Here is a 21,491-nt window from a genome sequence, read left to right on the forward strand (position 1 = left end):
CATCGCCGCCACCACGCCGCTCGACGCCCGCCGAGTCCGCCCGGGGGGAGCCATGGCCCGCCCCTTCGCGCCCGCCAGCACCGACAGGTTCGGCGACGTGCGCACGATGCTCGCCCCGAGGAACGTCGACGCCACCGGCTGCTGGTGCCTGTCCTACCGGCTGCCGGGCCCCAAGCACATCCCGCTGTCCGGCGCGGAGCGCGCCGCGCGCCTGGAGCGGCTGTGCGCGGGCGTGCCCGCTCCGGGCCTCCTGGCGTACGAGGACGACGACGTCGTCGGCTGGGTCGGCCTGGCGCCGCGACACACGCTCGCCGGCCACCCGCGGGTGGTGATGCACCGGGCGCTCAGCTGACCCTCGCGCCCCTTCCATGGTGATCTTGCAGAAACGCTGGCTGCGAGGACGCCCAAGGTCATTGCCGCCGGGCCCGTCCGCCTCTATGTTCCGGGCAGGAGCGCCGGTACCGCAGCCGGCCGCCGTCGTTCCGGGGAGGAACGCATGGACGTGTCGCCGCTCGACCACACCCACGTCATCCGCCGTCGGCCCGCGATGTGGATCGTCCTCGTCTACGCCCTGGCGGCGTGGGCGGCCGGGGTGGCGATCAACCACGCCGACCTGGCGACCATGACGACGTCGGGTCTGGAGCACTACAACGGGGCCGAGCAGGCGCGGATGACCGAGCACGGCATCTGGCTGCTGAGCACCTGCGTGCACTACGGCGTCGCCGCGCTGGCGCTGGGCACGGTGGCGACGGTCGCGCTGATCGTGAGTCGGACCGGGGCGGTCATCGTGCCGACGGCACCGGTGGCCACCACAACGTCGAGGTAGTCCGACGCGGCGCCGCCACCCGGCCCCCGCCCCCCGCGCTCGCTCAGCCGCCCAGCTCCTCCACGTCCTCCGGGTTCGGCAGGCTCCTCAGGAACCGGAACCACACGAGCCCGACGACGGCGGACAACGCGCCGCCGACGACGAGCGGCGTCGTGAGGTCGACCCGCGCGAGGAGCCCGCCGAGCAGCGACCCCAGCGGCGTGACGCCCCACAGCAGGGTCCGCCAGGTGCCGTGCACCCGACCGAGGAGGTGGTCGGGGATGAGGCTCTGCCGCAGCGACATGACGAGGACGTTCCACACGATGACGGCGGCGTTGGCGACGGCGAACGTCACCGCGGCGACGGCGATGCTGGGGAACACGCCCATGAGCGTGAGCATGAGCGCCGCGACGAGGTTGGCCACCGCCATCGCCCCGCCGGTGCCGAGCGCCGCCTTGGCGCGGGAGGTGAGGGCGGTTCCGGCGAGCCCACCGACGACCGCCGTCACCATGAACGCGCCGAACCACGCCTCGGGCACCGCGAGCTCCTCGAGCACGAAGAGGACGTAGGTCGCGATGGCCGCCGAGAAGCACAGTGCCGTGAACGTGCTGAGGAACCACAGGGTCCGCAGCATCCGGTTGGCGAGGATGAACCGGAGCCCGTCGAGCAGCTGGCGGTACCAGGGCTCGTCCGGGGCGTCGTCGTCGGGGTCCTCGCGGGTGACCGGCCGGCCGGCGGACGCCGTGGTGGTGGCGGTCGCCGGCCCCGACGCCCCGTCGTCCGCCGGGGTGGTGGCGCCCTGGGGAGCCGAGGCCGCGCGGTCGGCGGCCGCCCGACGACGGGCCTGCCGCTTCCCGGCCGCAGCGGCGGGGAGGAAGAACGCGAGGACGACGGCGACGGCGTACGCCCCGGCGAGCCCGCCGAGCGGGATGAGGACGGAGACGGCGAAGAGCGTCGACGTCACCGGGCCGGCGAGGAAGTTCTGGGTGATGAGCTCGCCGGCCTCGATGCGGGAGTTCGCGCGCGGCAGGTTCGGGCGGTCGACAACTCCCGGCAGGATCGCGCGGATCGCGCCGTCGTACACGGTCTCGAAGACGCCGTAGAGGAACACGACGGCGAAGAGCCACTCGATGGTGAGCGAGTCGGTCGCGGCCAGGGCGAGGAGGCCGACGGCGAGGACGGTCCGGACGGCGCTCGCCAGGGCCAGGGCACGACGGCGGTCGATGCGGTCGACGAGGATCCCGGCGGGGATGGCGAAGAACAGCCAGGGGAGCATGGAGAGCGCGGCGACGCCGGAGATGAGGAGGGGGTCGTCGGTGAGGCGCGCGGCGAGCAGCGGCGTGGCGGTGCGCGCGATGCCGTCGCCGAGGCTGGAGCTGAGGTTGGCGACGAAGAGGTTGCGGAACGCCGGCCCGAGGCCGCGCCGCGGCGCCGTCGCCTCGGCCGCTGGCGACGACGGCGTGGCCCCGGCCTGGTCCATGCCGGGGACCGTAATCGACGGGGACCGGGAGCAACAGGGGGTCGAAGGCGACGGCGGCTGCCGCCTGGGGGCGACATCAGGGCTCGACCTGCTGCCTCCGCCTCCGCCTCTGTGGTGGTCGCCGCACGATCGCCGCACGGGCGGTCGAGGTCGCCACAGGGGACCGGCACGATCACGAAAGAGTGCGCCACGATCAGCCGGCACGAGCGCCGGCGAAGGGAACGATTCCGCACGTTGCGGTTCATCTCACACCTCCCAGCGACGCGCCGTGTCCGGCTCGCATCACCGTGCGGCCGGTGTGACCATCGATATGTGGATACCGGCGCAGTCCCCACGACCACCGACGCTTCGGGCCCGGAAGGGCCGGAGGGCAGACGCCGCACGTTCTTCGGTCACCCGCTCGGCCTGGCGAACCTCGCCGGGGTGGAGATGTGGGAGCGGTTCAGCTTCTACGGGATGCAGGGCATCCTCGTCTTCTACCTGTACTACTCCGCCACGGAGGGCGGCCTCGGGCTGTCCGAGGCGGAGGCGACGTCGATCGTCGGCGCCTACGGCGGCCTGGTCTACCTCTCGGCGATCCTCGGCGCGTGGGTGTCCGACCGGCTCTTCGGGGCCGAACGCACCCTCACCGGCGCGGCCGTCCTCATCATGGTCGGCCACATCTCCTTGGCCGTGCTGCCCAGCTTCCTGGGCGTGGGCGTCGGCCTCATCTCTATCGCGATCGGCTCGGGCACGCTCAAGGCGACGACGAGCTCCGTCCTCGGTGACATGTACGCCCCGGACGACACCCGGCGCGACGCCGGGTTCTCGATCTACTACATGGGCGTCAACCTCGGTGCGCTGTTCGGCCCGTTGCTCACCGGCCTGGTGTGGGGCATGCGCGGCTTCCACTGGGGCTTCGGCCTCGCCGCGCTGGGCATGGCGATCGGCCTCGTGCAGTACCTTGTGCTGCGTCGCGCCACCATCGGCTCGGCCGGCCACGAGGTGACCAACCCGCTCCCGGCGAACCAGCGCATCCGGTACGCGGGTCTTGCGCTCGTCGTCGTCGTCGTGGTCACGGTCCTGTCGGTGACGGGGGTCATCACCCCGGCCCGGCTGTCCGGGATCGTCGTCGTGCTCACCCTCATCGCCGCCGTCGCGCTGTTCGTCCTCATGCTGCGCTCCCGCAAGATCGATGAGGTCGAGCGCAACCGGGTGATCTCCTTCATCCCGATGTTCATCGCCAGCGCGGCGTTCTGGTCGCTGTTCCAGCAGCAGTTCACGGTGGTGGCGGTCTACTCCGACCAGCGCCTCGACCGCACGATCCTCGGCTGGACCATGCCGCCGAGCTGGGTGCAGTCGATCAACCCGATCTTCATCATCATCTTCGCGGGGGTCTTCGCCGCGATCTGGCAGCGCCTCGGGCCGCGCCAGCCGACCACGCCGTGGAAGTTCGCCATCGGGACGGCCCTCATGGGCGTGGCGTTCCTGCTGTTCATCCCCTACGCGGGCGGCGGGCCGAACAGCACGCCGCTGCTGTGGCTCGTGCTCATCCTCTTCTTCTTCACCATGGCCGAGCTGTGCATGTCCCCGGTGGGGCAGTCGCTGTCGACCAAGCTCGCGCCGCGCGCGTTCCACACCCAGATGGTCGCGCTGTTCTTCCTCTCGGTCGCCGTGGGGTCGGCCGCCTCGGGCTGGCTCGCGCGCTTCTACAACGAGGCGAACGAGAGGCCGTACTTCCTCATCCTGGGCCTGGTGTCCATCGCCATCGGCCTCGGGATCGCCGCGATGAACAGGTGGATCACCCAGAAGATGGGCGGGATCCACTAGCCCTACCGCACGACGGCGACGCGCGGTCCGTCCGACGGCGTCGCGCCCGACGGCGTTGCACCTCCTCCCGACGGCGACGGCACCTCCCCCTTCCGGTGCCGTGGGCGGGCCGCGGGGCCGATCTCCCACCGCACCCCCGCGGCTACGGTCCTCTCAACCGAACGTCCGACGAGGGGGATCAGCCATGACCGAGACGCGCCGCCCATCACCGATCTCCCCTCAGTGGGCACCCTGGTGGATCTACCTCGTCGTCCTCCTCGGTGCGAACTACCTGCGCGAGGGTCTCTTCCCGACCGGGCACCTGCCGGTGCCGGTGGCGGTCGTCATCGCGCTCGGTCAGGCCGCCGTCCTCTTCACGCTCGTGACGGCGATCTGGCGGTGGACCCGGCCCCGCACCCGCGAGCGCGGCTGAGGCCCACGCGACGCGCGGCTGCTCAGCAGGCGGGGGCGCCGCGGAGCGCGCACGTCGCCGCACGCCTCCCCAGGCGTCCGGGCCGAGCGCCGCCCGCCGCCCGCCGGGGACGCCGCCACACCACCGCGCGCCTCACCCCTGCCAGCGCGCCCGCGCCCCGGCGACCTGGCCGACGAGCTCCCGCGCCGCGGTCTCGTCGATGACGAGGTCGGTGACGGCGCCGGCACGCAGGGCGCCCCGCAGGGCCGGCACCTTCTCCGTGCCGGCGACCGCGCATATCCGCCGGGGGATCCGGGTGAGCTCCTCCGGGGAGGGCCCGGAGGCCCGCGCATTGATCTCGATGTCGCGGTAGGTGCCGTCCTCCCGCAGGAAGTTCGTGCAGACGTCACCGACGACGCCGAGCGAGCGGAGCTCGGCGATGTCCGCCGGCTCGAGGTAGCCGGAGGTGTACACGTGCGAGACCGTCGAGGCCTCCATGGCGCCGACGCCGAAGAGGGCGACGTCGCACTGGCGGCGCAGGTCGAGGACCCGCTCGATGCTGCGCTCGCGCCACATGAGCTGCTTCGACTCGACGTAGTCGAAGAACGCCGGGACGGCGAGGTAGTGGGTCGAGGAGTCGAACGCGCGGGCGAAAGCGGTCATGACGTCGCCCGCATAGGTGAGGCCGCTGCCGTGGATGTTGGCGGCGCCGTTGAGCTGGACGACGGCGGTGTCCCGCATGGGCTGCTGGGGCACGTGCCGGGCGATCGCCGTGACCGTCTTGCCCCACGCGACGCCGACGACCATGCCCGAGCGCACGGCGCTGGCGAGGAGCTGCGCGGCGACCTTGGCGACCTGCTCGAGCCGGTCGTCGGCGGTGGTGGCGTCCCGGATCGGCACGACGTAGGCCCGCACGTCGTAGGTCTCGGCGATCCGGGCGGCGAGGCCGCGGCCGTCGGCGGCGGGCGCCTCGATGGAGATCCGCACGAGCCCGGTCTCGCGCGCCTCCTTGAGCATCCGCGAGACCGTCGAGCGGGAGACCGCGAGCTCCCGCGCGATCGACTCCATGGTCTCGTCCTGGACGTAGTACATCGTCGCGACGCGGTAGAGCTGCTCGTCGCGCGGATCGGCGCGGGCGTCGCCGCCCCCGTTCGGCCGGCCGCCCCCGTTCGGCCGGCCGCCCGCGTTCGGCCGGTCGCCCCCGTTCCGACGGGAGCGCGCACCGGTCGGCCCTGCAGCCATGGCGTCCCTCCCGTCTCGACGGCGGAGCCCGGCGCTCCGGGGACCGTCCCGGCGCGCCGTGCGCGGCGTGCGGTGCTGGCTCAGGCGACGGTGAGCGTCGTCCCGACGGTCATCATCGTCGCCACCGCGGCGTTGATGAAGCCGCCGATGTACGGGTTGTTCGTCGCCCGGTAGATCTTCCGCGAGATGACGGCAGAGGCGATGAGGATGACGATGACCGGGAACAGCCAGATCCCGGTGATCGGGGAGATCGTCTCGGTGGGCAGGCCCGTGACGAAGAACGTCGTGTACTGGATGACGACGAGGACGATCGCGCCGAGCGCGTTGAACAGCGCGACCACCGCGGTGTTGAGCCACTCGCGCCCGGCCAGCGTGAACCGGTTGAAGGCGTTGATGGCCACCGAGTTCGCCACGAAGAAGACGAGGAAGAACGGCAGGTAGCGTAGCGCGATGCCCACCACCGACGGCTCGAAGGCGCGGATCGCGACGACCCACAGCCGGAAGTCGGTCTGGAAGAGGTAGTCCACCGCAAGCACGATCGCGAAGGCGGTCACCACGACGACGGCGGCGAGCAGGACCGAGAGCAGCAGCGTCCGCCCGCGCACGACGGCGCCGATCCGGCGCAGGTCCTGCCCGCTGCCCCGGCCGAAGGTGAGGTAGGAGACCACCATGACGGCAAGCGCGAACAGGCCGTTGACCGCCGCCCAGAGCCCGATGAAGTACGGCGGGGACTGGGGGAGGAACGCGGGCTGGGAGGTGCCGGCGAACTCGAAGAGCCAGATGTAGCTGAGGGCCGAGACGACGGCGGAGACGGCGAGTCCGCCCCAGAACCACCACCCGCCGCGCCGGCCGGTGGCGCGGGCCGGCGCCATCGCGGCGTCGGCGCGCAGCGGCCGGAAGACGGGCACCTGGAGGAGCTCGCGGGTGAACGCGACGAGGAAGATCGCGAACCCGACGAGGCCGAGCGCGTTGAAGACGACCTTCCACTGCCACACCTGGCTGTCGCCGGCCGCCGCGTCGGGCGTGCCGAGCGATGCGTCGAAGAACGTCAGCAGATCGTCGACGGCCTGCGCCGAGAAGTGGGTCCAGGGGTGGATCTGGTTGAGGCTGTAGATGACCCGCATCGCCTCCTCGCCGTCGACGTCCTCGGTGTAGACGGTCCCGGCCTCGCGGGTCTCACCGTCGGGGGAGGTGCCGAAGTGGAGGAAGGACTGCGCGTTGTCCGTGCCCAGGTAGTCGCGCGGCGCGGTGAGCACCTCGCCCTCGGGGCTGTAGCTGCGGAAGAAGAACTCGTCGTACTGGGCGGCGATGACGCCGACGTCGCGGCTGCCGTACTTGTTGAAGAACTCCCCGGACTCCGGGTCGGCGTAGTTGGGGTCCTGGTCGACGAGGAGCACGGCGGAGATGAGCTGCTCGTCGGCCTCGTTGTCGGCGTCGACCGACCAGTTCGCGGCGCGGCCGCCGTTGGAGTGCCCGCTCACCCCGATCCGCTCGGCGTCGACGTAGGGCAGGCCCGCGACGAGCTCGACGGCGTCGTACATGCCGGTGCCCCGGATCGGCCACTCCTCCTCGGTGACCGGGTCGGAGTCGCCGTGGCCGTACATGTCGATGGACACCACGACGTAGCCGCGCCGGGCCAGCTCGACGAAGTTGAGGTCCTGCATCTCGCGGGAGTTGAACCAGCCGTGGCTGACGACGACGGCGGGCGCGGGGGCGTCGGCGGTGGCGCTGTCGGGGCGGAAGAGCAGCGCGCTCATGGTGTGGCCGGAGGGCGTCTCCCACTGGAGGTCCTCGACCTCGACGGAACCGCCCGCGGTCTGCACCACGGACGCGCCGATGCCGGAGACGAGGAAGAGGACCAGCGAGAGGGCGAGCCAGAGCCGGTTCTTCCGGATGGTGGTGGCGTTCATGGGTGTCCTGTCTCGAGGAACGTCGTTGTTCGGGACCGGCCGCGGCACGTCCGGCGGGCACGGCGATCATCAAGCCATCCCCATGTTCACCCGCGCAACCGGTATGCACGGACGTGCGCCGCGGAGGGCGATCCCGGCAATCCGGGCACCCCGCAGGCTGCACATCTGTGCACGGGGTTTGCGCGGGCGTTCTCGCCCTCCAAGACTGGCTCGCGGAGACAGGGACGACGGCGGCGGGTCCGCGGGAAGGAGCGGGAGTGCTGAGCACCGCGATGACGGCGCAGACGAGGCGCGCTGCGCTCGAGGCCATGGCCGACGACGAGGGCCTCGACGTCCTCGTCGTGGGCGGGGGAGTGACGGGTGCCGGCATCGCGCTCGACGCCGTCACCCGCGGGCTGCGCACCGCCGTCGTCGAGGCGCAGGACTGGGCCGCCGGGACGTCGAGCCGGTCGAGCCGGCTGGTCCACGGCGGCCTGCGCTACCTCTACCAGCTCGACATCCCGCTGGTCGCCGAGGCGCTCAAGGAGCGAGGGACGCTGCTCACCCGGACCGCGCCGCACCTGGTCCAGGCCCAGCCGTTCCTGTGGCCGCTCAAGACGCCCGTCCTCGAGCGGGCCTACAGCGCCCTCGGCGTCGGCCTGTACGACGCCCTCTCGATCATCGGGTCACGGGGTCGGTCCGTCCCCGTGCAGAAGCACTACTCCCGGTCCGGGGCCAAGGCCCTCGTGCCCTCGCTCAAGGCGGACTCCCTCGTCGGGGCGATCCGCTTCTACGACGCCCGGGTGGACGACGCCCGCCTCGTCCTCGCCCTGGTGCGCACCGCCGTCGGGCACGGGGCCCTCGCCGCCAGCCGCGCCCAGGTGACCGACCTGCTCCAGGACGCCGGCGGGCGGGTCGTCGGGGCGCGCGTCACCGACCTCGAGGAGGGCGTCACCCGCGAGGTCCGCGCCCGCCACGTCATCAACGCCACCGGGGTGTGGACCGAGGAGACCCAGGCGCTCGCCGGGACGGGCCAGGGCCTGCAGGTCCTCGCCTCCAAGGGCATCCACGTCGTCGTCCCGCGGGAGCGGATCCAGGGCGAGGCCGGCCTGTTCGTCCGGACGGAGAAGTCGGTGCTCTTCGTCATCCCGTGGGAGCGGTTCTGGATCATCGGGACCACCGACACGGCGTGGCACGAGGGCCCCCAGCACCCGGTGCCCACCCGTGCGGACATCGACTACGTCCTCTCCCACGCCAACTCCGTCCTCGAGGAGCCGCTCACCCGCGACGACGTCGTCGGCACGTGGGCGGGGCTGCGCCCGCTGCTCCAGCCCGGCACCAAGGGCGGGCGGACCACCTCGACCAAGGTGTCCCGCGAGCACACCATCACCGAGGCGGCGCCGGGCCTGGCGGTCATCGCCGGCGGCAAGCTCACCACCTACCGGGTGATGGCCGAGGACGCCGTCGACTTCGTCCTCGGGCGGTCGCGCGCCCGGGCGGTCCCGTCCATCACCGCCTCCGTCCCGCTCGTGGGGGCCGAGGGCTACCGGTCCGCCGAGCGCCGGCGCGCCCGGATCGCCCGCCGCCACAGCTGGACCGAGGACCGGGTCACCCACCTGCTGCGGCGCTACGGCGCGGAGATCGACACGGTCCTCGCCATGGTCGACGGCGACCCGTCCCTGGCCCGGCCCCTCGCCCACGCGCCGGAGTACCTGCGCGCCGAGGTCGCCTTCGCCGTCACCCACGAGGGCGCGCTCCACCTCGAGGACGTCCTGCGCCACCGGGTCCGGCTCGACGACGAGACCCGCGACCGCGGGCTGGCGGCGGTGGACGAGGTGAGCGAGATCGTCGCACCCCTGCTGGGATGGGACCCGGCACGCACGGCGGAGGAGGTCGCCGCCTACCGCGCCCGCGTGGAGGCGATCCGCGCGGCCGAGGAGGAGACGACCGACGCCGCCGCCGAGCGTGCCCGGCTCCGCGCGCCCGACCTCGTCCCGCTCCGGCCCCTCACCCCGGCGGGGCAGAGCCCGGCCGAGGGGCCGACCACCGACCAGGCGGTGGATGAGGCAAAGACGCCGTCCTGGGCGCACACCACGAAGGGACACCCGTGACCGACTACGTCCTCGCCATCGACCAGGGCACGACGAGCACGCGCGCGATCGTCTTCGACCACTCGGGGTCGGTCGTGTCCTCCGGGCAGGAGGAGCACGAGCAGATCCTGCCGCGGGCGGGCTGGGTGGAGCACGACCCGGAGGAGATCTGGCGCAACACCCGCGACGTCGTCGCCCTCGCGCTCACCCGCGCCAACCTCAACCACCGCAACATCGCCGCCGTCGGCATCACCAACCAGCGCGAGACCACGGTGGTGTGGGACCGCACCACCGGCGAGCCGGTCTACAACGCGATCGTCTGGCAGGACACCCGCACCCAGAAGATCGTCGACGCGCTCGCGGGCTCTCAGGGGCGGGACCGGTACCGGGAGCGCACCGGCCTGCCGCTGGCGACCTACTTCGCCGGCCCCAAGGCCCGCTGGATCCTCGACAACGTCGACGGCGCCCGCGAGCGCGCCGAGGCCGGCGACCTCCTCGTCGGCACGACGGACAGCTGGCTGCTGTGGAACATGACCGGCGGGCCCGACGGCGGCGTGCACGTCACCGACGTCACCAACGCCTCGCGGACGATGCTCATGAACATTGACACCCTCACGTGGAACGAGGACATCGCGGCGGAGATGGGGATCCCGCTGTCGATGCTGCCCGAGATCCGCTCCTCCGCAGAGGTCTACGGCAAGGGCCGCGAGCGCGGGATGCTCCCCGGGGTGCCGATCGCGAGCATCCTCGGCGACCAGCAGGCGGCGACGTTCGGGCAGGCGTGCTTCGAGGTGGGCACCGCGAAGAACACCTACGGCACGGGCAACTTTCTCCTGCTCAACACCGGCACGGAGCCGGTGATGTCCCGCAACGGCCTCATCACCACGGTGGGCTACAAGATCGGCGACGCGCCCCAGACATACTGCCTCGAGGGGTCCATCGCCGTCACCGGGTCCCTCGTGCAGTGGCTGCGGGACAACCTGGGGATGATCTCCTCCGCCTCCGAGGTGGAGGCGCTCGCCGCGTCGGTCCCCGACAACGGCGGGGCGTACGTCGTGCCGGCGTTCTCCGGGCTGTTCGCCCCGTACTGGCGTCCCGACGCGCGCGGCGCCGTCGTGGGCCTCACGCGGTTCGTCAACCGCGGTCACATCGCCCGCGCCGTCCTCGAGGCGACGGCGTTCCAGTCCCGGGAGGTGGTCGACGCGATGAACGCCGACTCCGGCGTGGACCTCACCGAGCTGCGGGTCGACGGCGGGATGGTCGCCAACGACCTCCTCATGCAGTTCCAGGCGGACATGCTCGGCGTCCCGGTGGTCCGGCCCGCGGTGGCGGAGACGACGGCGCTCGGCGCGGCCTACGCCGCCGGGATCGCCGTCGGCTTCTGGTCCGGGCAGGAGGCGGTGGCGGACAACTGGTCCGAGGACCGGCGCTGGGAGCCCGGGATGGACCCGGCCGAGCGCGACCGGCTGTACCGCTCGTGGAAGAAGGCCGTCACGCGCACGTTCGACTGGGTGGACGACGACGTCGACTGAGGGCCGCTACTCCGGCACGGCGGCGACGTAACCGAGGCCGACGAGGTCGAGGACCTGGGCGGCCACGCTGTCGGGCGTGGCCATGATGGTGAGGGGCTGGTCGTGGGTGGCGTGCTGGTCGCGGGCGCCGAAGAGGGCCCGGACGCCGGCGCTGCCCAGCATGTAGACGTCGGTGAGGTCGACCACGAGGGGGTGCATGCCGCCTCGGCTGGCGCTCTCCAGGCTGCGGGCGAGCTCGGTGACGGTGGTGATGTCGACCGATCCCAAGACGTGCAGCGTCCGGGGCGGGCCTTCGTCAAGCGTTGCGGAGAACTCCATCACGGGCATCTTAGGCTCATGGTGAGTGGGCTCGGAAGCGAGCACCGCGGGATGGCGCATTCTCTGCCGGACCCTCACCACGGTTCTGCCGAGCCGTTCACGGGAGGCGCCGTCATCGTTGGACTGTTCGTGCTCGACGGTCAGCTCGTCGACGACGTGCCCGGCGATCCACAGCCCGCGCCCGCCGACGTCGGCCGGTGCCGGTCCCGGGGCGCGCCAGCGGCCGTCATCCGCCACCGACACGTCGAGCACCCCGTCCGTGCCCAGCTCGGCGTGCACCCGCACCTCGCCGGGCTCACCCGGCCGGTAGGCGTGCTGGACGGCGTTGCCGACCAGCTCGGTCACCGCGATCTCGATCGCCCTGAGGTCCTCGGGCGCGGGCCCGAGCGGCGCCAGCCAGTCCCGCAGCGCCGCCCGCGTCTCGCCGAGCACGTGCGGGTGGGCGGGCACCTCTCGGCGCAGCGTCTCGACGGGCGTCGCCCGGCGCTGCACGGTGAGCACCGTGACGTCGTCGTCGTACCCGTTGCGGGTGAGCTGCTCCATGCACTGCCGCGTCACCCGGTCCGCGACCGACGTCGGCGCGCCGCCCGGCGGGACCGCGCTGGTCACCGCATCGGCGGCGACCTGCGCCAACGTGGCCAGTCCCGCGTCGATCGGCTGGCCCGGCCGTTCGATGAGGCCGTCGCTGTAGAACAGCAGTACGTCCCCGGGGCCGAGCTGCTCGGTGGCGACCGTCGGCGGTGACCCGGTGCCCAGCGGCGCTCCGCCGGTCGCCGCGAGGTACCGGGTGCTGCCGTCCGCGGCGACGAGGAGCGGGGGCGGGTGCCCGCACGTGCTGTACTCCAGGGCCCCGCTGGTCGGGTCCAGCACGCCGGCGCACACGGTGGCGGCCCGCAGCGCCGGTGTCCTTTCCGCCATGCGGTCCGCCTGGGCCAGCGACTCAGCCAGGTCGCCGGTCTCGAGGAGCGCCACGTCGAGCACCGCACGCAGCTGGCCCATCGTCGCCGAGGCCGCCACACCGTGCCCGACGACGTCCCCGACCACCAGGGCCAGCCGACCGTCGTCCAGCGCGACGGCGTCGAACCAGTCCCCCCCGGCCGCCTGGTCGTGCGAGGCCACCAGGTATCGCGCGGACACGCTCGCCCCGGGCAGCACCGGTAGGGCGGGAGGGAGCAGCACCTCCTGCAGCTCCAGGACCACGTCGCGGGCGGCCCGGTAGCGCCGTTCGGCGTCCGCGTTGCGCCGGTCCGCGATGTCCGGGGCGGCCTCGCTCTGCTGATCGGTCACGTAGGGATACTTCCCTAGGTTGATGACCAAGCGCGACCCGAAGACCAGCACGTCGCAGGAGAGGGAGAGCTGTGCCGTCCTACCGCGTGCGCATCGAGGTCGGCGCGCTGCGCGCGGGCACCACGCCGGAGACCGTCCTGCCCGCGGGGGCGGACGCGGCCGCGGCACTGACGACCGTCGAGGCGCGCGACGTCGAGCTGCGGGGCGGGCGCGCCCGGATCGTCGTGCGGTTCACCGCCGCGGACGACGTCGACGCGCACCTCGCCGCGCGGGCCGTCCACGGGGCCGTCGAGGCGCTCGCGCACGTGGGGCTGCCCGAGCTGACCTCCCGCCACGGCAACCGCTGGGTCCCCGTCCGGTAGTCCCCTGAGAGGCGCCCGCGGCGAGCCCGACCTAGCGTGGACAGTTCGCAGGACAACAGAGGAGCTCCGCATGAAGGCTGTCGTGTTCAAGGGTCCGTTCGAGCTCGCCGTGGAGGAGGTGCCCACGCCCACGATCGTGGAACCGCTGGACGCGATCATCCGGATCACCACCGCGAACATCTGCGGGTCGGACCTGCACCCCTACGAGGGCCGCGCGGAGCTCGACGCCGGCATGGTGCTCGGACACGAGAACATGGGGATCGTCGAGGAGGTCGGCCCGGGCGTCGACCGCATCAAGGTCGGCGACCGCGTCTCGGTGCCGTTCAACCTCGCGTGCGGCACGTGCCGCAACTGCAACGACGGCTTCACCTCCGCGTGCCTGCGCGCCAACCCCTCCGGCCAGCCGGGGGCCGGCTACGGCTACCCCGCGATGGGCCCCTACTGGGGCGGCCAGGCCGAGTACCTGCGCGTGCCGTGGGCGGACTTCAACCTGCTCACGCTGCCCCAGGGCACCGAGCACGAGGCCGACTTCACGATGCTCTCCGACATCTTCCCCACCGGGTACCACGGCACGGAGCTCGCCAAGGTGGGCCCGGGCAAGACCGTCGCGGTGTTCGGGGCCGGCCCGGTCGGGCTCATGGCCGCCTACAGCGCCATGCTGCGCGGCGCCGCCCGCGTCTTCGTCGTCGACAAGGAGCCGGACCGTCTGCGCCTGGCCGAGGAGATCGGCGCCACCGCCGTTGACTTCTCCCAGGTCGACCCGGCCGAGGTGATCATGGACGCGACGCAGGGGTTCGGCGTCGACTGCGGCGTCGAGGCGGTGGGCTACCAGGCCCACGACCCCAGCGGCGAGGAGCACCCCGAGATGGTGCTCGACAACCTCGTCGCCGTCGTGCGGGCGACGGGCCACATCGGCGTCGTCGGCGTGTACATGCCGGAGGACCCCGGCGCGGCGACGGAGCAGGCCAAGGAAGGGCGGATCGCCTTCAACTACGGCCAGGCGTTCACCAAGGCGATCAGCATCGCCGGCGGGCAGTGCCCGGTGAAGGCGTACAACCGCGAGCTGCGCGACCTCATCATCGCCGGGCGGGCCACGCCGTCGTTCATCGTCTCCCACGAGCTCGGTCTCGACTCCGCCGTCGAGGCCTACGACCGCTTTGACAAGCGCGAGGACGGCTGGACGAAGGTCCTTCTCCACCCCGGCAGCGCCGCGTAGGCGCTGCCGCGCCAGCACCGCCGACCGCCGACGACGCCGCCTCCGCCCTCCTGGGCGGGGGCGGCGTTCGTCGCCTCCGCGCCAAGACAGCACGCCCCTCTGCGCTCTAGAGTGAGCGCTAACAGTTACCGCTCACATGCGTCGCGGACGACGCCGTGAACTGACGGTTTTCTGTGCATCACGTGAGACATCTGGTCAGTGCGGATCGGTTTTCACCTGGAGAACACGCAGAGCAAAGGAGCATGCAATGTCGACACTCTCGACACCACCCTCGTCGAGGAGAGGACGATCCCGGAGCAGAGCCTCGGCTCGCCTCCTCGCCGCCGGGATAGCCGGTGCGCTGTCCGTGGGGATGCTGGCAGCGTCGCCGGCCGTGGCCCAGCTTCCGGTCCAGGTAGCGGCCGAGCCCACGGACGCCGAGCGGGCGCAGACGGAGTGCACCTCGGCGATCCAGGCGGACGTCACCGACGTGCGCGGGAACCTCACGCTGCCGACCGTCGGCCGGGAGTGGGGCTCGACCCTCTCCTGGGCGTCGAGCGCACCGGACGTCATCGCGACGTCGGGCGTGGTGACTCGTCCGGCGAACGGCGCGGCCGCGGCGAACGTCACGCTGACGGCGACGGCGACCCTCAACGGCGCGGTCGCGACGTGCGAGTACGACGTCACGGTGACGCCGATGCCCGAGGAGCAGGTCTACGAGCGCTACCTGTTCGCCTCGTTCCACGGCGGGGACGACGGCGGCCGGAACGGTGAGCAGATCTGGCTCAGCGCGTCCAAGGGCAACGACCCGTTCAACTGGTACGAGACCAACTACGACGAGGGGACGTCCGTCTCCGACCCGATCCTCCAGAACGTGACCCCGCCCCGCGGGACGACGGGTCTGCGCGACCCCTCGCTCATCCGGTCCGCGGACGGCGACCGCTTCTACCTCCTGGCCACGGACCTCAAGACCTACCAGGACGGCCAGTCGTGGTCGTACCGGCAGTCGCGCGGGTCGCGCAACCTCGTGGTCTACGAGTCCGACGACCTGGTGAACTGGTCCGAGCCCCGGTTCGTCGAGGTCGAGGACGAGCACGCCGGCAACGTATGGGCGCCGGAGGCCTTCTACGACCCCAACCTGGGTCAGTACATCGTGTTCTGGTCGTCGAACCTCTACCCGGACACCGACGTCGCCAACCGCAACACCTCGCAGATCTCCTACAACCGCGTCCGGATCGCGATGACCCGGGACTTCGTGACGTTCACCGAGCCGACCAGCTGGATCAACCTCGACCGGTCCACCGGCCGGCAGGGCTGGGGCATGATCGACTCGACGATGATCGAGGCGGACGGCAAGATCTACCGCCTCACCAAGGACGAGAACGGGTTCCGGGTGCTGCTGCAGTCGATCGACTCGTGGGAGGACCTCTACGACACGTGGGGTCCGGAGGACACCCAGCCGTACGTGGTGAACCGGAACCCGATCACCCCGCTGACGGAGAACCCCAACGGGTGGACGATGGTCGGCAACCCCAACGGCTCGAGCAAGTGGCAGATCCCGGGCCTCAACGGCGGGAACCTCGAGGGCCCGCTCGTGTTCAAGGACAACGTCGAGGACATGTACTACGTGTTCATCGACTACGCCTCGGGCGGCGGGTACGTGGCCTGGCGCTCGGACTCCATGGAGAAGCCGCCGAACGAGTGGGAGTACCTGGGCCAGTCCTGGTGCAACACCACGGGCCTGTCGAGCAACTGCACGGCGCAGTCGACGACGTCGCCGTACTGGTCGCTGCCGGTGAGCCCGCGCCACGGGTCGGTACTCCCGGTCACGCTCGAGGAGTGGGAGACCGTGATGAGCCACTACAACTCCCCGGTCCACGTGGAGGCCTCGATCGTCACGCAGGACGGTGACGCCGTCGACGAGGACACCTGGGTCAACGAGGTGCCCGAGCTCAAGGTCGACTGGACCGACTTCAACGGCACCGGCCTGGCGCCGGCGTGGCTGCGGCTGGTCGAGGGGCACAACGGCGGACCTCGGACCGTCTCGCCCGACGTCATCAGGTCCGGGATCACCCAGGGCATGACGCTGCCGGTGAACGCGGTCGAGGGGACGAACTGGGCTCAGCTCGAGTACCGGGACGCCTCCCTGGGCGGGGACGCGGTCATGCTGTGGACCACCGACGTGGCCTACAAGCTCGATACGACAGCGCCGACCGTGGACGCCTCGGTCGACGGGTCGGTGCTCACGGTCTCGGCGACGGACCCGTTGCCGGCGGGCGCGGCCGAGAACTCGGGCCTGGCGTCGTGCGAGTACCGCGTGGAGGACGGGGCGTGGGCGGACTGTGCGCCCACGGTGACCCTGCCCGCCTCGGCCACCGACCGGACGGTGACCGTCGTGGCCACCGACCGCGCGGGTAACGAGACGACGGTGACCACGGTGGTGGAGGGCACGGGCCTCGACGTGACGGCCGATGTCGCCATGCGCTGCGTGGTCGGCAAGGCGGTGCTCACCGTCCGCCTCGGGAACGAGAGCGAGGTTCCCGTCGACGTCGAACTCTCGTCCAGCTTCGGCACGAGGTCCTTCACGGCCATCGGGGCCGGCCGGGACGCCACTCACGCCTTCACGACCCGGGCGGTGAGCTACCCGGCGGGCGAGCTCGAGCTGACCGTCAGCGCGATGGTCGACGGCGAGCGGGTCACGCAGACCCTCACCGAGGACTACCCCGCGGCGAACTGCAGGAGGTAGCTCCAGCCGATCACACGGATGCCGGCGGCGGGGTCACCCTCGTCGCCGGCATCTGTCGTTGTGTGCGGTTACCGGCAGGCGCGCGCCGCCGCGCGTCTGCCGACGCCGGTGGTCAGCGGGCCGGTGGGGCGGGGACGGCCGAGCCGCTCGCGGGGGTTCCCCCGTCCAGCCAGGCGAGGATTCGAGCGGCCGCCTCGTGAGGGGTGAGCCGGCTGTTGTCGAGGCGCAGGTGCCGGTGCTGGGTGAGGAGCAGGGCGCCCGGTAGGGGAGCGCCGGGAGTGGCCTCAGGACCGGTGTTCATGATGAAGCGTTCCATCTCGCGGACGTTGGCGTCGGACCACGTCACGTCCCGCTTGGACCGCTTCTCCGCCAGGCGCAGCTCGGTCCGGTTTCGCTGCAGCCGCGTGTTGAGATCCGCGGCGAGCTCAACGAACGCCACGTCGGCGTTCTTCTCGACATACGGGCGGATGTACGCGGCCAGCTCGTCGGCGTCGGCCTGCAGCTCGAGCCCCCAGACGAAGGTGAGCAACAGGTCCGTGCCGACCGAGGCGGCTTCCTCCACGACCTGAGCGCGCCACGCGCTGAGCAGTCGGTCGAACGGCGGCGTGCCGTAGTCGAACACCTCCAGGAGAGGCTCGATCACCGCGTGGTTGTGGAACAGGCGGAATGCGCTGCGAGCCGCGATCTCGCGTCCGACGGTCATCTTCCCGACGGCGGGAGCACCGAAGAGGACAAGGAGCCGCATGGAGCGACCCTGCCACACGCCTGCGGGCACCGACGTGCCATCCGGGCCGGACCCGACGGCGACGCCGCCCCCACCCGTGACGGTGGGAGCGGCGTCGTGCGTGCGGCTACCGGCAGGGCCGTGCGGCTACCGGCAGGCGCGCGCCGCGTACGGCGCCGTCACCGTCGTCGTCCCGGGCAGGTCCTCCGCGGTGGCTGACACGCTCACCTCGCCGGCGGGCACGGAGCCGAGCCGGGTCGTGAACGTCGCCGAGGTCGACCGGTCCGCACCCACGGTCACCGTCTTCGACCCGTGGGCGCCCGTGATGACGGCAGTCGCCGGCACGTCCGACTCGTTCGTCACCCGCACCGTCTGCACGACCCGCCCGACGACGCACCGCGTGTCCGCCGTGACCGACACCTCCGGCCCCTCAGGCGTACCGACGCCGGGACCGGCGACGAACGTGTACGTCCCCGAGGGCACGGTGAACCGGGCGTAACCGTCCTCCACGCCGTGCGCGGTCGCGACCGCGACCGGCGTCACGCTGACGCCGTCGCCGTCCGCGACCGGCACGTAGACCTCCGCCGTGGCGCCGACGGGGACGCTCACGGTGAGGGTGAACCGGTCCCCCTCGCGGACCCACTCGGAGGAGACGTCGCCCAGGGGAGAGTCCACCTGTGCCGATGCGGTGGTCATCCCCCCAGCGGGGAACGGCTGGATCCGGATGCCGGTGTAGCCCGGTCCCGCCGCCTGCACGCCCGCGACGTGCTGGTAGAGCCAGTCGTCGACGGTGCCGAGGAAGGCGTGGTCGAGCGAGCGCGAGTTCGCCCCCCACTCCTCCCACATCGTCGTCGCGCCCAGCTCCTCGAACCAGAAGCCCCACCCGGGGTAGGTCGGGTTCGTCGCGACCCGGTAGGCGAGGTCGGCGTACCCGTTCTCGGTGAGGACCGGCAGCAGGTACTTCGTGCCGATCGCGCCGGTGCTGAGGTGGTCCTCGCGCGCCTCGACGTCGGCGACGAGGTTGGCGAGCACCCGGTCGTGCTGGTCGTCGGGGACGATCCCGAAGGCCAGCGGCAGGATGTTCGCGGTCTGGCGGTATCCGGCGTCTGCGTTGTCGACGTAGACGCCGCGCTCGGGGTCGTAGAACGTCGCGTTGAACGCCTCGGTGATCCGGTCGGCCATCTCCGCGAAGTGCGCGGCGTCCTCCTCGTGCCCCAGCACGGCAGCGATCTCGGCCAGGTGACCGGCCGTCTTGATGAGGTACGCCGTCGCGGGCAGGCGGGTGCCGGCGTTGCCGCCCGGCGTCGGGTCGAGCCAGTCGCCGTAGCTGAAGCCGGTGTAGACGCCGCCGGTTCCGGAGATCAGCTCGTCGTAGTGGTTCATCCAGCGCGTCATGCCCTCGTAGTTCTCGGCGAGCACGCGGGTGTCGCCGTAGTACCAGTAGAGGTTCCAGCTCATGAGGACGTAGCTCGACGTCCAGAGCGGGTCGTTGACCTGCTTGCCCCCGACCGTTCCCGGCACCGTGTTGCCGAGGGTGCCGTCAGGGTTCTGGTCGTCGCGGTGCGAGCGGATCCAGCTGTCGTAGAAGGTCTGCATGTCGAACCCGGCGATGGCGGAGTCGGCCCCGAGGAAGGCGTCCGCGCCGTAGGCGCGCTTCTCGTACATGGGGGTGTCCGTCGGGATCGAGTGGAGGTTGTTGAGGAGGGTGTTCGCCTGGGCCGCGTGGTAGCGGTTGAGGAGGTCGTCCGAGCTCGCGAACCCGCCCGTCCGCTCGACGGCGGTGTGGACCCGCATGCCCGCCACGTCCCGGACGGTGACGCCCGCCGGCGCCGCGACCTGGATGTAGCGGAACCCCGCGTAGCTGTAGCTCGGCCGGTAGGACTCCGGGCCCCCGCCCTTGAGTGTGTAGGTGTAGGTCTGGATGTTGAAGAACCCGCCGTTGTTGTCCACGGTGCCGTCGGCCCGCAGCTTCTCGCCGTAGGTGATCGTCACCGTCGCGCCCGCGGGGCCCTCGACGGTGACGTCGGCCCACCCGGCGGTGGGCTCGCCGAAGTCGTGCACGGTGACACCGGCCTGCGGGGTGGCGACGGCGACCCGCTCGAGGGGCTCGGTCACCTTGATGGCCGGGAACGCCTGCGAGCGGAGCTGCCCGCCTGGCGCCCGCACGGACACGGCCGGGTTCCACGATGCGTCGTCGAAGCCGGCGGTGTTCCAGCCGGGCTGCTCGCGGCGCGCGTCGTAGCTCTCGCCCATCCACATGGAGTCCGACGTCGTCGGCCCGGCCCCCGCCGTCCAGGTGCGGTCGCTGACCACCCGCTCGACGGTGCCGTCCGTGTACGTGATGGCGAGCTCGAGCTTGAGCTTGGTGTCGTCGTGCCACGGCGAGCTCATCCACTCGTCGGGGAACGTCTGGCCGAAGTACCCGCGGCCGAGGCTCACGCCGACCGCGTTCTCACCGTCCTGGAGCGCCTCGGTGACGTCGTACACCGAGTAGAGGGTGGTCTCGTCGTAGACGGTGAAGCCGGGGTCGAGCTCGTGGTCGCCTACCCGCTCACCGTTGAGGTAGAGCTTGTAGAAGCCGAGCCCGGTGACGTAGGCGCGGGCCTTGGCGACCTCCTTGGCCACGGTGAAGTCCTTGCGCAGCAGCGCCTCCGGCGGGGTGGGTGCGCTGATGTTGCTGCCCCACGGTCCGCCGCCGTAGGCGGCGCCGACGACGGCGGCGGGCCAGGCGGAGTCGTCGAAGCCGGGCTGGTCCCACCCCGCGGCCGCCCCGGTGGCCGCCCGCCACGACGCGTCGGTGTTGATCTCGACGACCCGGCCGTCCGAGAGCTCGACCCGAAGCTTGCCGAGGAGTCCGGCGAAGCCCTGGGCGCCGTTGGTCACCCGCGCGGCCAGGACGTTGCGGCCGGCCGTGAGGCGGTCGGAGACGTCGGCCACCCGCGGGGTCCGCCACGCCTCGCCGGACGTCGGCGACCGCAGCGCCTCGGTGCCGTTGACGGAGAGGACAAAGTAGTCGTCGGCCGTCGCCTGGATCTGGGCCGAGACGATGTCCACCCCGGCGGGGAGGTCGAAGGTCGCGCGGAAGAACCGGTCGCCGGCCGGGGCGTTCCCGCCGGCCCCGCCGCCGTCCGTCCAGATCCACCCGGCGCCGGCGAACGTCGTCGCGGGCCGCCGCGCAGGCGAGCCGATCCAGTCCCCGCCGAACTCGTCGTCGTCGAGGAACGCGGTCTCGAAGGTGGCGGGGTCGCTCCAGGGCGACGCCACCCCCGCCTCGTCCCACACGCGCACGCGCCACGTGTACGCCGCACGTGACTCGAGGTCCGCTCCGCCGTAGGTGATGTCGAAGCTTCGGGGAGACTCGACCTTGCCGGTGTCCCACAGGTCGGGGGCGTCGCTGCCGGCCGAGAACACCTCGATCTCGTAGGCCGTCTGGGCGGCACCGGGGGCGTCGGAGGTGACCTCCCAGCCGAAGAGCGGCGCTGCGTCGTCGACGCCGAGCGGTTCGCTCTGGCGCTCGACCGTGAGGTCCGTCGCCAACAGGGAAGCGCCGTCGGGCGGTGCGTCGGCGTTCGCCGCGGAGGCTCCCGCGACCGCCATTGCTGCGCCCACCACGAGCGCGAC

Annotated in this window: 15 protein-coding genes; 9 read left to right on the plus strand and 6 right to left on the minus strand. The window is 72.0% G+C overall.

Translation table 11 applies throughout. The annotated features are described in order from the left end of the window. Positions 1 to 52: 52 nt before the first annotated feature. On the plus strand, positions 53 to 352 hold the full coding sequence (locus EBO36_RS01730; protein ID WP_164471282.1) for a hypothetical protein: 300 nt from the start codon (positions 53 to 55) through the stop codon (positions 350 to 352). A 144-nt stretch (positions 353 to 496) separates the two neighbouring features. Continuing rightward, on the plus strand, positions 497 to 826 hold the full coding sequence (locus EBO36_RS01735; RefSeq protein WP_122823102.1) for a hypothetical protein: 330 nt from the start codon (positions 497 to 499) through the stop codon (positions 824 to 826). 43 nt (positions 827 to 869) lie between these two features. Here EBO36_RS01735 and EBO36_RS01740 read toward each other — a convergent pair whose 3' ends face one another. After that, on the minus strand, positions 870 to 2,285 hold the full coding sequence (locus EBO36_RS01740; protein ID WP_122823103.1) for an MFS transporter: 1,416 nt from the start codon (positions 2,283 to 2,285) through the stop codon (positions 870 to 872). 312 nt (positions 2,286 to 2,597) lie between these two features. Between EBO36_RS01740 and EBO36_RS01745 the strand changes: the two genes are divergently transcribed. Next, positions 2,598 to 4,094, plus strand: coding sequence for a peptide MFS transporter (locus EBO36_RS01745; RefSeq protein ID WP_122823104.1), 1,497 nt, complete (start codon positions 2,598 to 2,600; stop codon positions 4,092 to 4,094). Between the two features lie 184 nt (positions 4,095 to 4,278). Further along, entirely contained in the window at positions 4,279 to 4,506 is a 228-nt protein-coding gene (locus EBO36_RS01750) for a hypothetical protein (protein ID WP_122823105.1), read from the plus strand. 132 nt (positions 4,507 to 4,638) lie between these two features. Here the strand turns inward: EBO36_RS01750 and EBO36_RS01755 are convergent, their stop codons facing one another. Then, complete coding sequence (locus tag EBO36_RS01755; protein ID WP_122823106.1) at positions 4,639 to 5,727, minus strand: sugar-binding transcriptional regulator; 1,089 nt, start codon at positions 5,725 to 5,727, stop codon at positions 4,639 to 4,641. A gap of 80 nt (positions 5,728 to 5,807) precedes the next feature. Further along, positions 5,808 to 7,637, minus strand: coding sequence for a dienelactone hydrolase family protein (locus EBO36_RS01760; protein ID WP_122823107.1), 1,830 nt, complete (start codon positions 7,635 to 7,637; stop codon positions 5,808 to 5,810). 272 nt (positions 7,638 to 7,909) lie between these two features. Here EBO36_RS01760 and EBO36_RS01765 point away from each other — a divergent pair, with 272 nt between their 5' ends. Beyond that, the gene (locus EBO36_RS01765) at positions 7,910 to 9,727 is read left to right on the plus strand and encodes a glycerol-3-phosphate dehydrogenase/oxidase (RefSeq protein ID WP_122825378.1); all 1,818 of its coding nucleotides are present in this window, start codon (positions 7,910 to 7,912) and stop codon (positions 9,725 to 9,727) included. Next, on the plus strand, positions 9,724 to 11,238 hold the full coding sequence (gene glpK / locus EBO36_RS01770; protein ID WP_122823108.1) for a glycerol kinase GlpK: 1,515 nt from the start codon (positions 9,724 to 9,726) through the stop codon (positions 11,236 to 11,238). The genes EBO36_RS01765 and glpK overlap by 4 nt, the downstream gene beginning before the upstream one ends. A 6-nt stretch (positions 11,239 to 11,244) precedes the next feature. On the opposite strand, the gene EBO36_RS01775 is transcribed toward glpK, so the two are convergent. Further along, positions 11,245 to 12,843, minus strand: a complete 1,599-nt coding sequence (locus tag EBO36_RS01775) for a SpoIIE family protein phosphatase (RefSeq protein WP_164471283.1) — start codon at positions 12,841 to 12,843, stop codon at positions 11,245 to 11,247. Between the two features lie 71 nt (positions 12,844 to 12,914). Between EBO36_RS01775 and EBO36_RS01780 the strand changes: the two genes are divergently transcribed. The 3 genes from EBO36_RS01780 (at position 12,915) to EBO36_RS01790 (ending at position 17,146) form a co-directional block, all read left to right on the plus strand. Then, positions 12,915 to 13,205: a hypothetical protein gene (locus EBO36_RS01780; protein WP_164471284.1), complete on the plus strand. Its 291-nt coding sequence runs from the start codon at positions 12,915 to 12,917 to the stop codon at positions 13,203 to 13,205. 70 nt (positions 13,206 to 13,275) lie between these two features. Then, positions 13,276 to 14,421, plus strand: coding sequence for a glutathione-independent formaldehyde dehydrogenase (locus EBO36_RS01785; RefSeq protein ID WP_122823111.1), 1,146 nt, complete (start codon positions 13,276 to 13,278; stop codon positions 14,419 to 14,421). A 373-nt stretch (positions 14,422 to 14,794) separates the two neighbouring features. Beyond that, positions 14,795 to 17,146 carry a glycoside hydrolase family 43 protein gene (locus EBO36_RS01790; RefSeq protein WP_164471285.1) on the plus strand — a complete coding sequence of 784 codons (2,352 nt, stop codon included), beginning with the start codon at positions 14,795 to 14,797 and terminating at the stop codon, positions 17,144 to 17,146. A gap of 112 nt (positions 17,147 to 17,258) precedes the next feature. On the opposite strand, the gene EBO36_RS01795 is transcribed toward EBO36_RS01790, so the two are convergent. Next, positions 17,259 to 17,891 carry a DEAD/DEAH box helicase family protein gene (locus tag EBO36_RS01795; RefSeq protein ID WP_122823113.1) on the minus strand — a complete coding sequence of 211 codons (633 nt, stop codon included), beginning with the start codon at positions 17,889 to 17,891 and terminating at the stop codon, positions 17,259 to 17,261. Between the two features lie 126 nt (positions 17,892 to 18,017). Beyond that, positions 18,018 to 21,467, minus strand: coding sequence for a family 78 glycoside hydrolase catalytic domain (locus EBO36_RS01800; protein WP_222928749.1), 3,450 nt, complete (start codon positions 21,465 to 21,467; stop codon positions 18,018 to 18,020). Between the last annotated feature and the right edge of the window lie 24 nt (positions 21,468 to 21,491).

The sequence above is a fragment of the Georgenia faecalis genome (assembly GCF_003710105.1).
GTDB classification, from domain to species: Bacteria; Actinomycetota; Actinomycetes; order Actinomycetales; family Actinomycetaceae; genus Georgenia_A; species Georgenia_A faecalis.

Bases quoted from the DNA above. Each gene is read 5' to 3' on its own strand.
- EBO36_RS01730 (WP_164471282.1), top strand. From the start codon at position 53: ATGGCCCGCCCCTTCGCGCCCGCCAGCACCGACAGGTTCGGCGACGTG.
- EBO36_RS01735 (WP_122823102.1), top strand. From the start codon at position 497: ATGGACGTGTCGCCGCTCGACCACACCCACGTCATCCGCCGTCGGCCC.
- EBO36_RS01740 (WP_122823103.1), bottom strand. From the start codon at position 2,285: ATGGACCAGGCCGGGGCCACGCCGTCGTCGCCAGCGGCCGAGGCGACG.
- EBO36_RS01750 (WP_122823105.1), top strand. From the start codon at position 4,279: ATGACCGAGACGCGCCGCCCATCACCGATCTCCCCTCAGTGGGCACCC.
- EBO36_RS01755 (WP_122823106.1), bottom strand. From the start codon at position 5,727: ATGGCTGCAGGGCCGACCGGTGCGCGCTCCCGTCGGAACGGGGGCGAC.
- EBO36_RS01760 (WP_122823107.1), bottom strand. From the start codon at position 7,637: ATGAACGCCACCACCATCCGGAAGAACCGGCTCTGGCTCGCCCTCTCG.
- EBO36_RS01765 (WP_122825378.1), top strand. From the start codon at position 7,910: ATGACGGCGCAGACGAGGCGCGCTGCGCTCGAGGCCATGGCCGACGAC.
- EBO36_RS01785 (WP_122823111.1), top strand. From the start codon at position 13,276: ATGAAGGCTGTCGTGTTCAAGGGTCCGTTCGAGCTCGCCGTGGAGGAG.
- EBO36_RS01795 (WP_122823113.1), bottom strand. From the start codon at position 17,891: ATGCGGCTCCTTGTCCTCTTCGGTGCTCCCGCCGTCGGGAAGATGACC.
- EBO36_RS01800 (WP_222928749.1), bottom strand. From the start codon at position 21,467: ATGGCGGTCGCGGGAGCCTCCGCGGCGAACGCCGACGCACCGCCCGAC.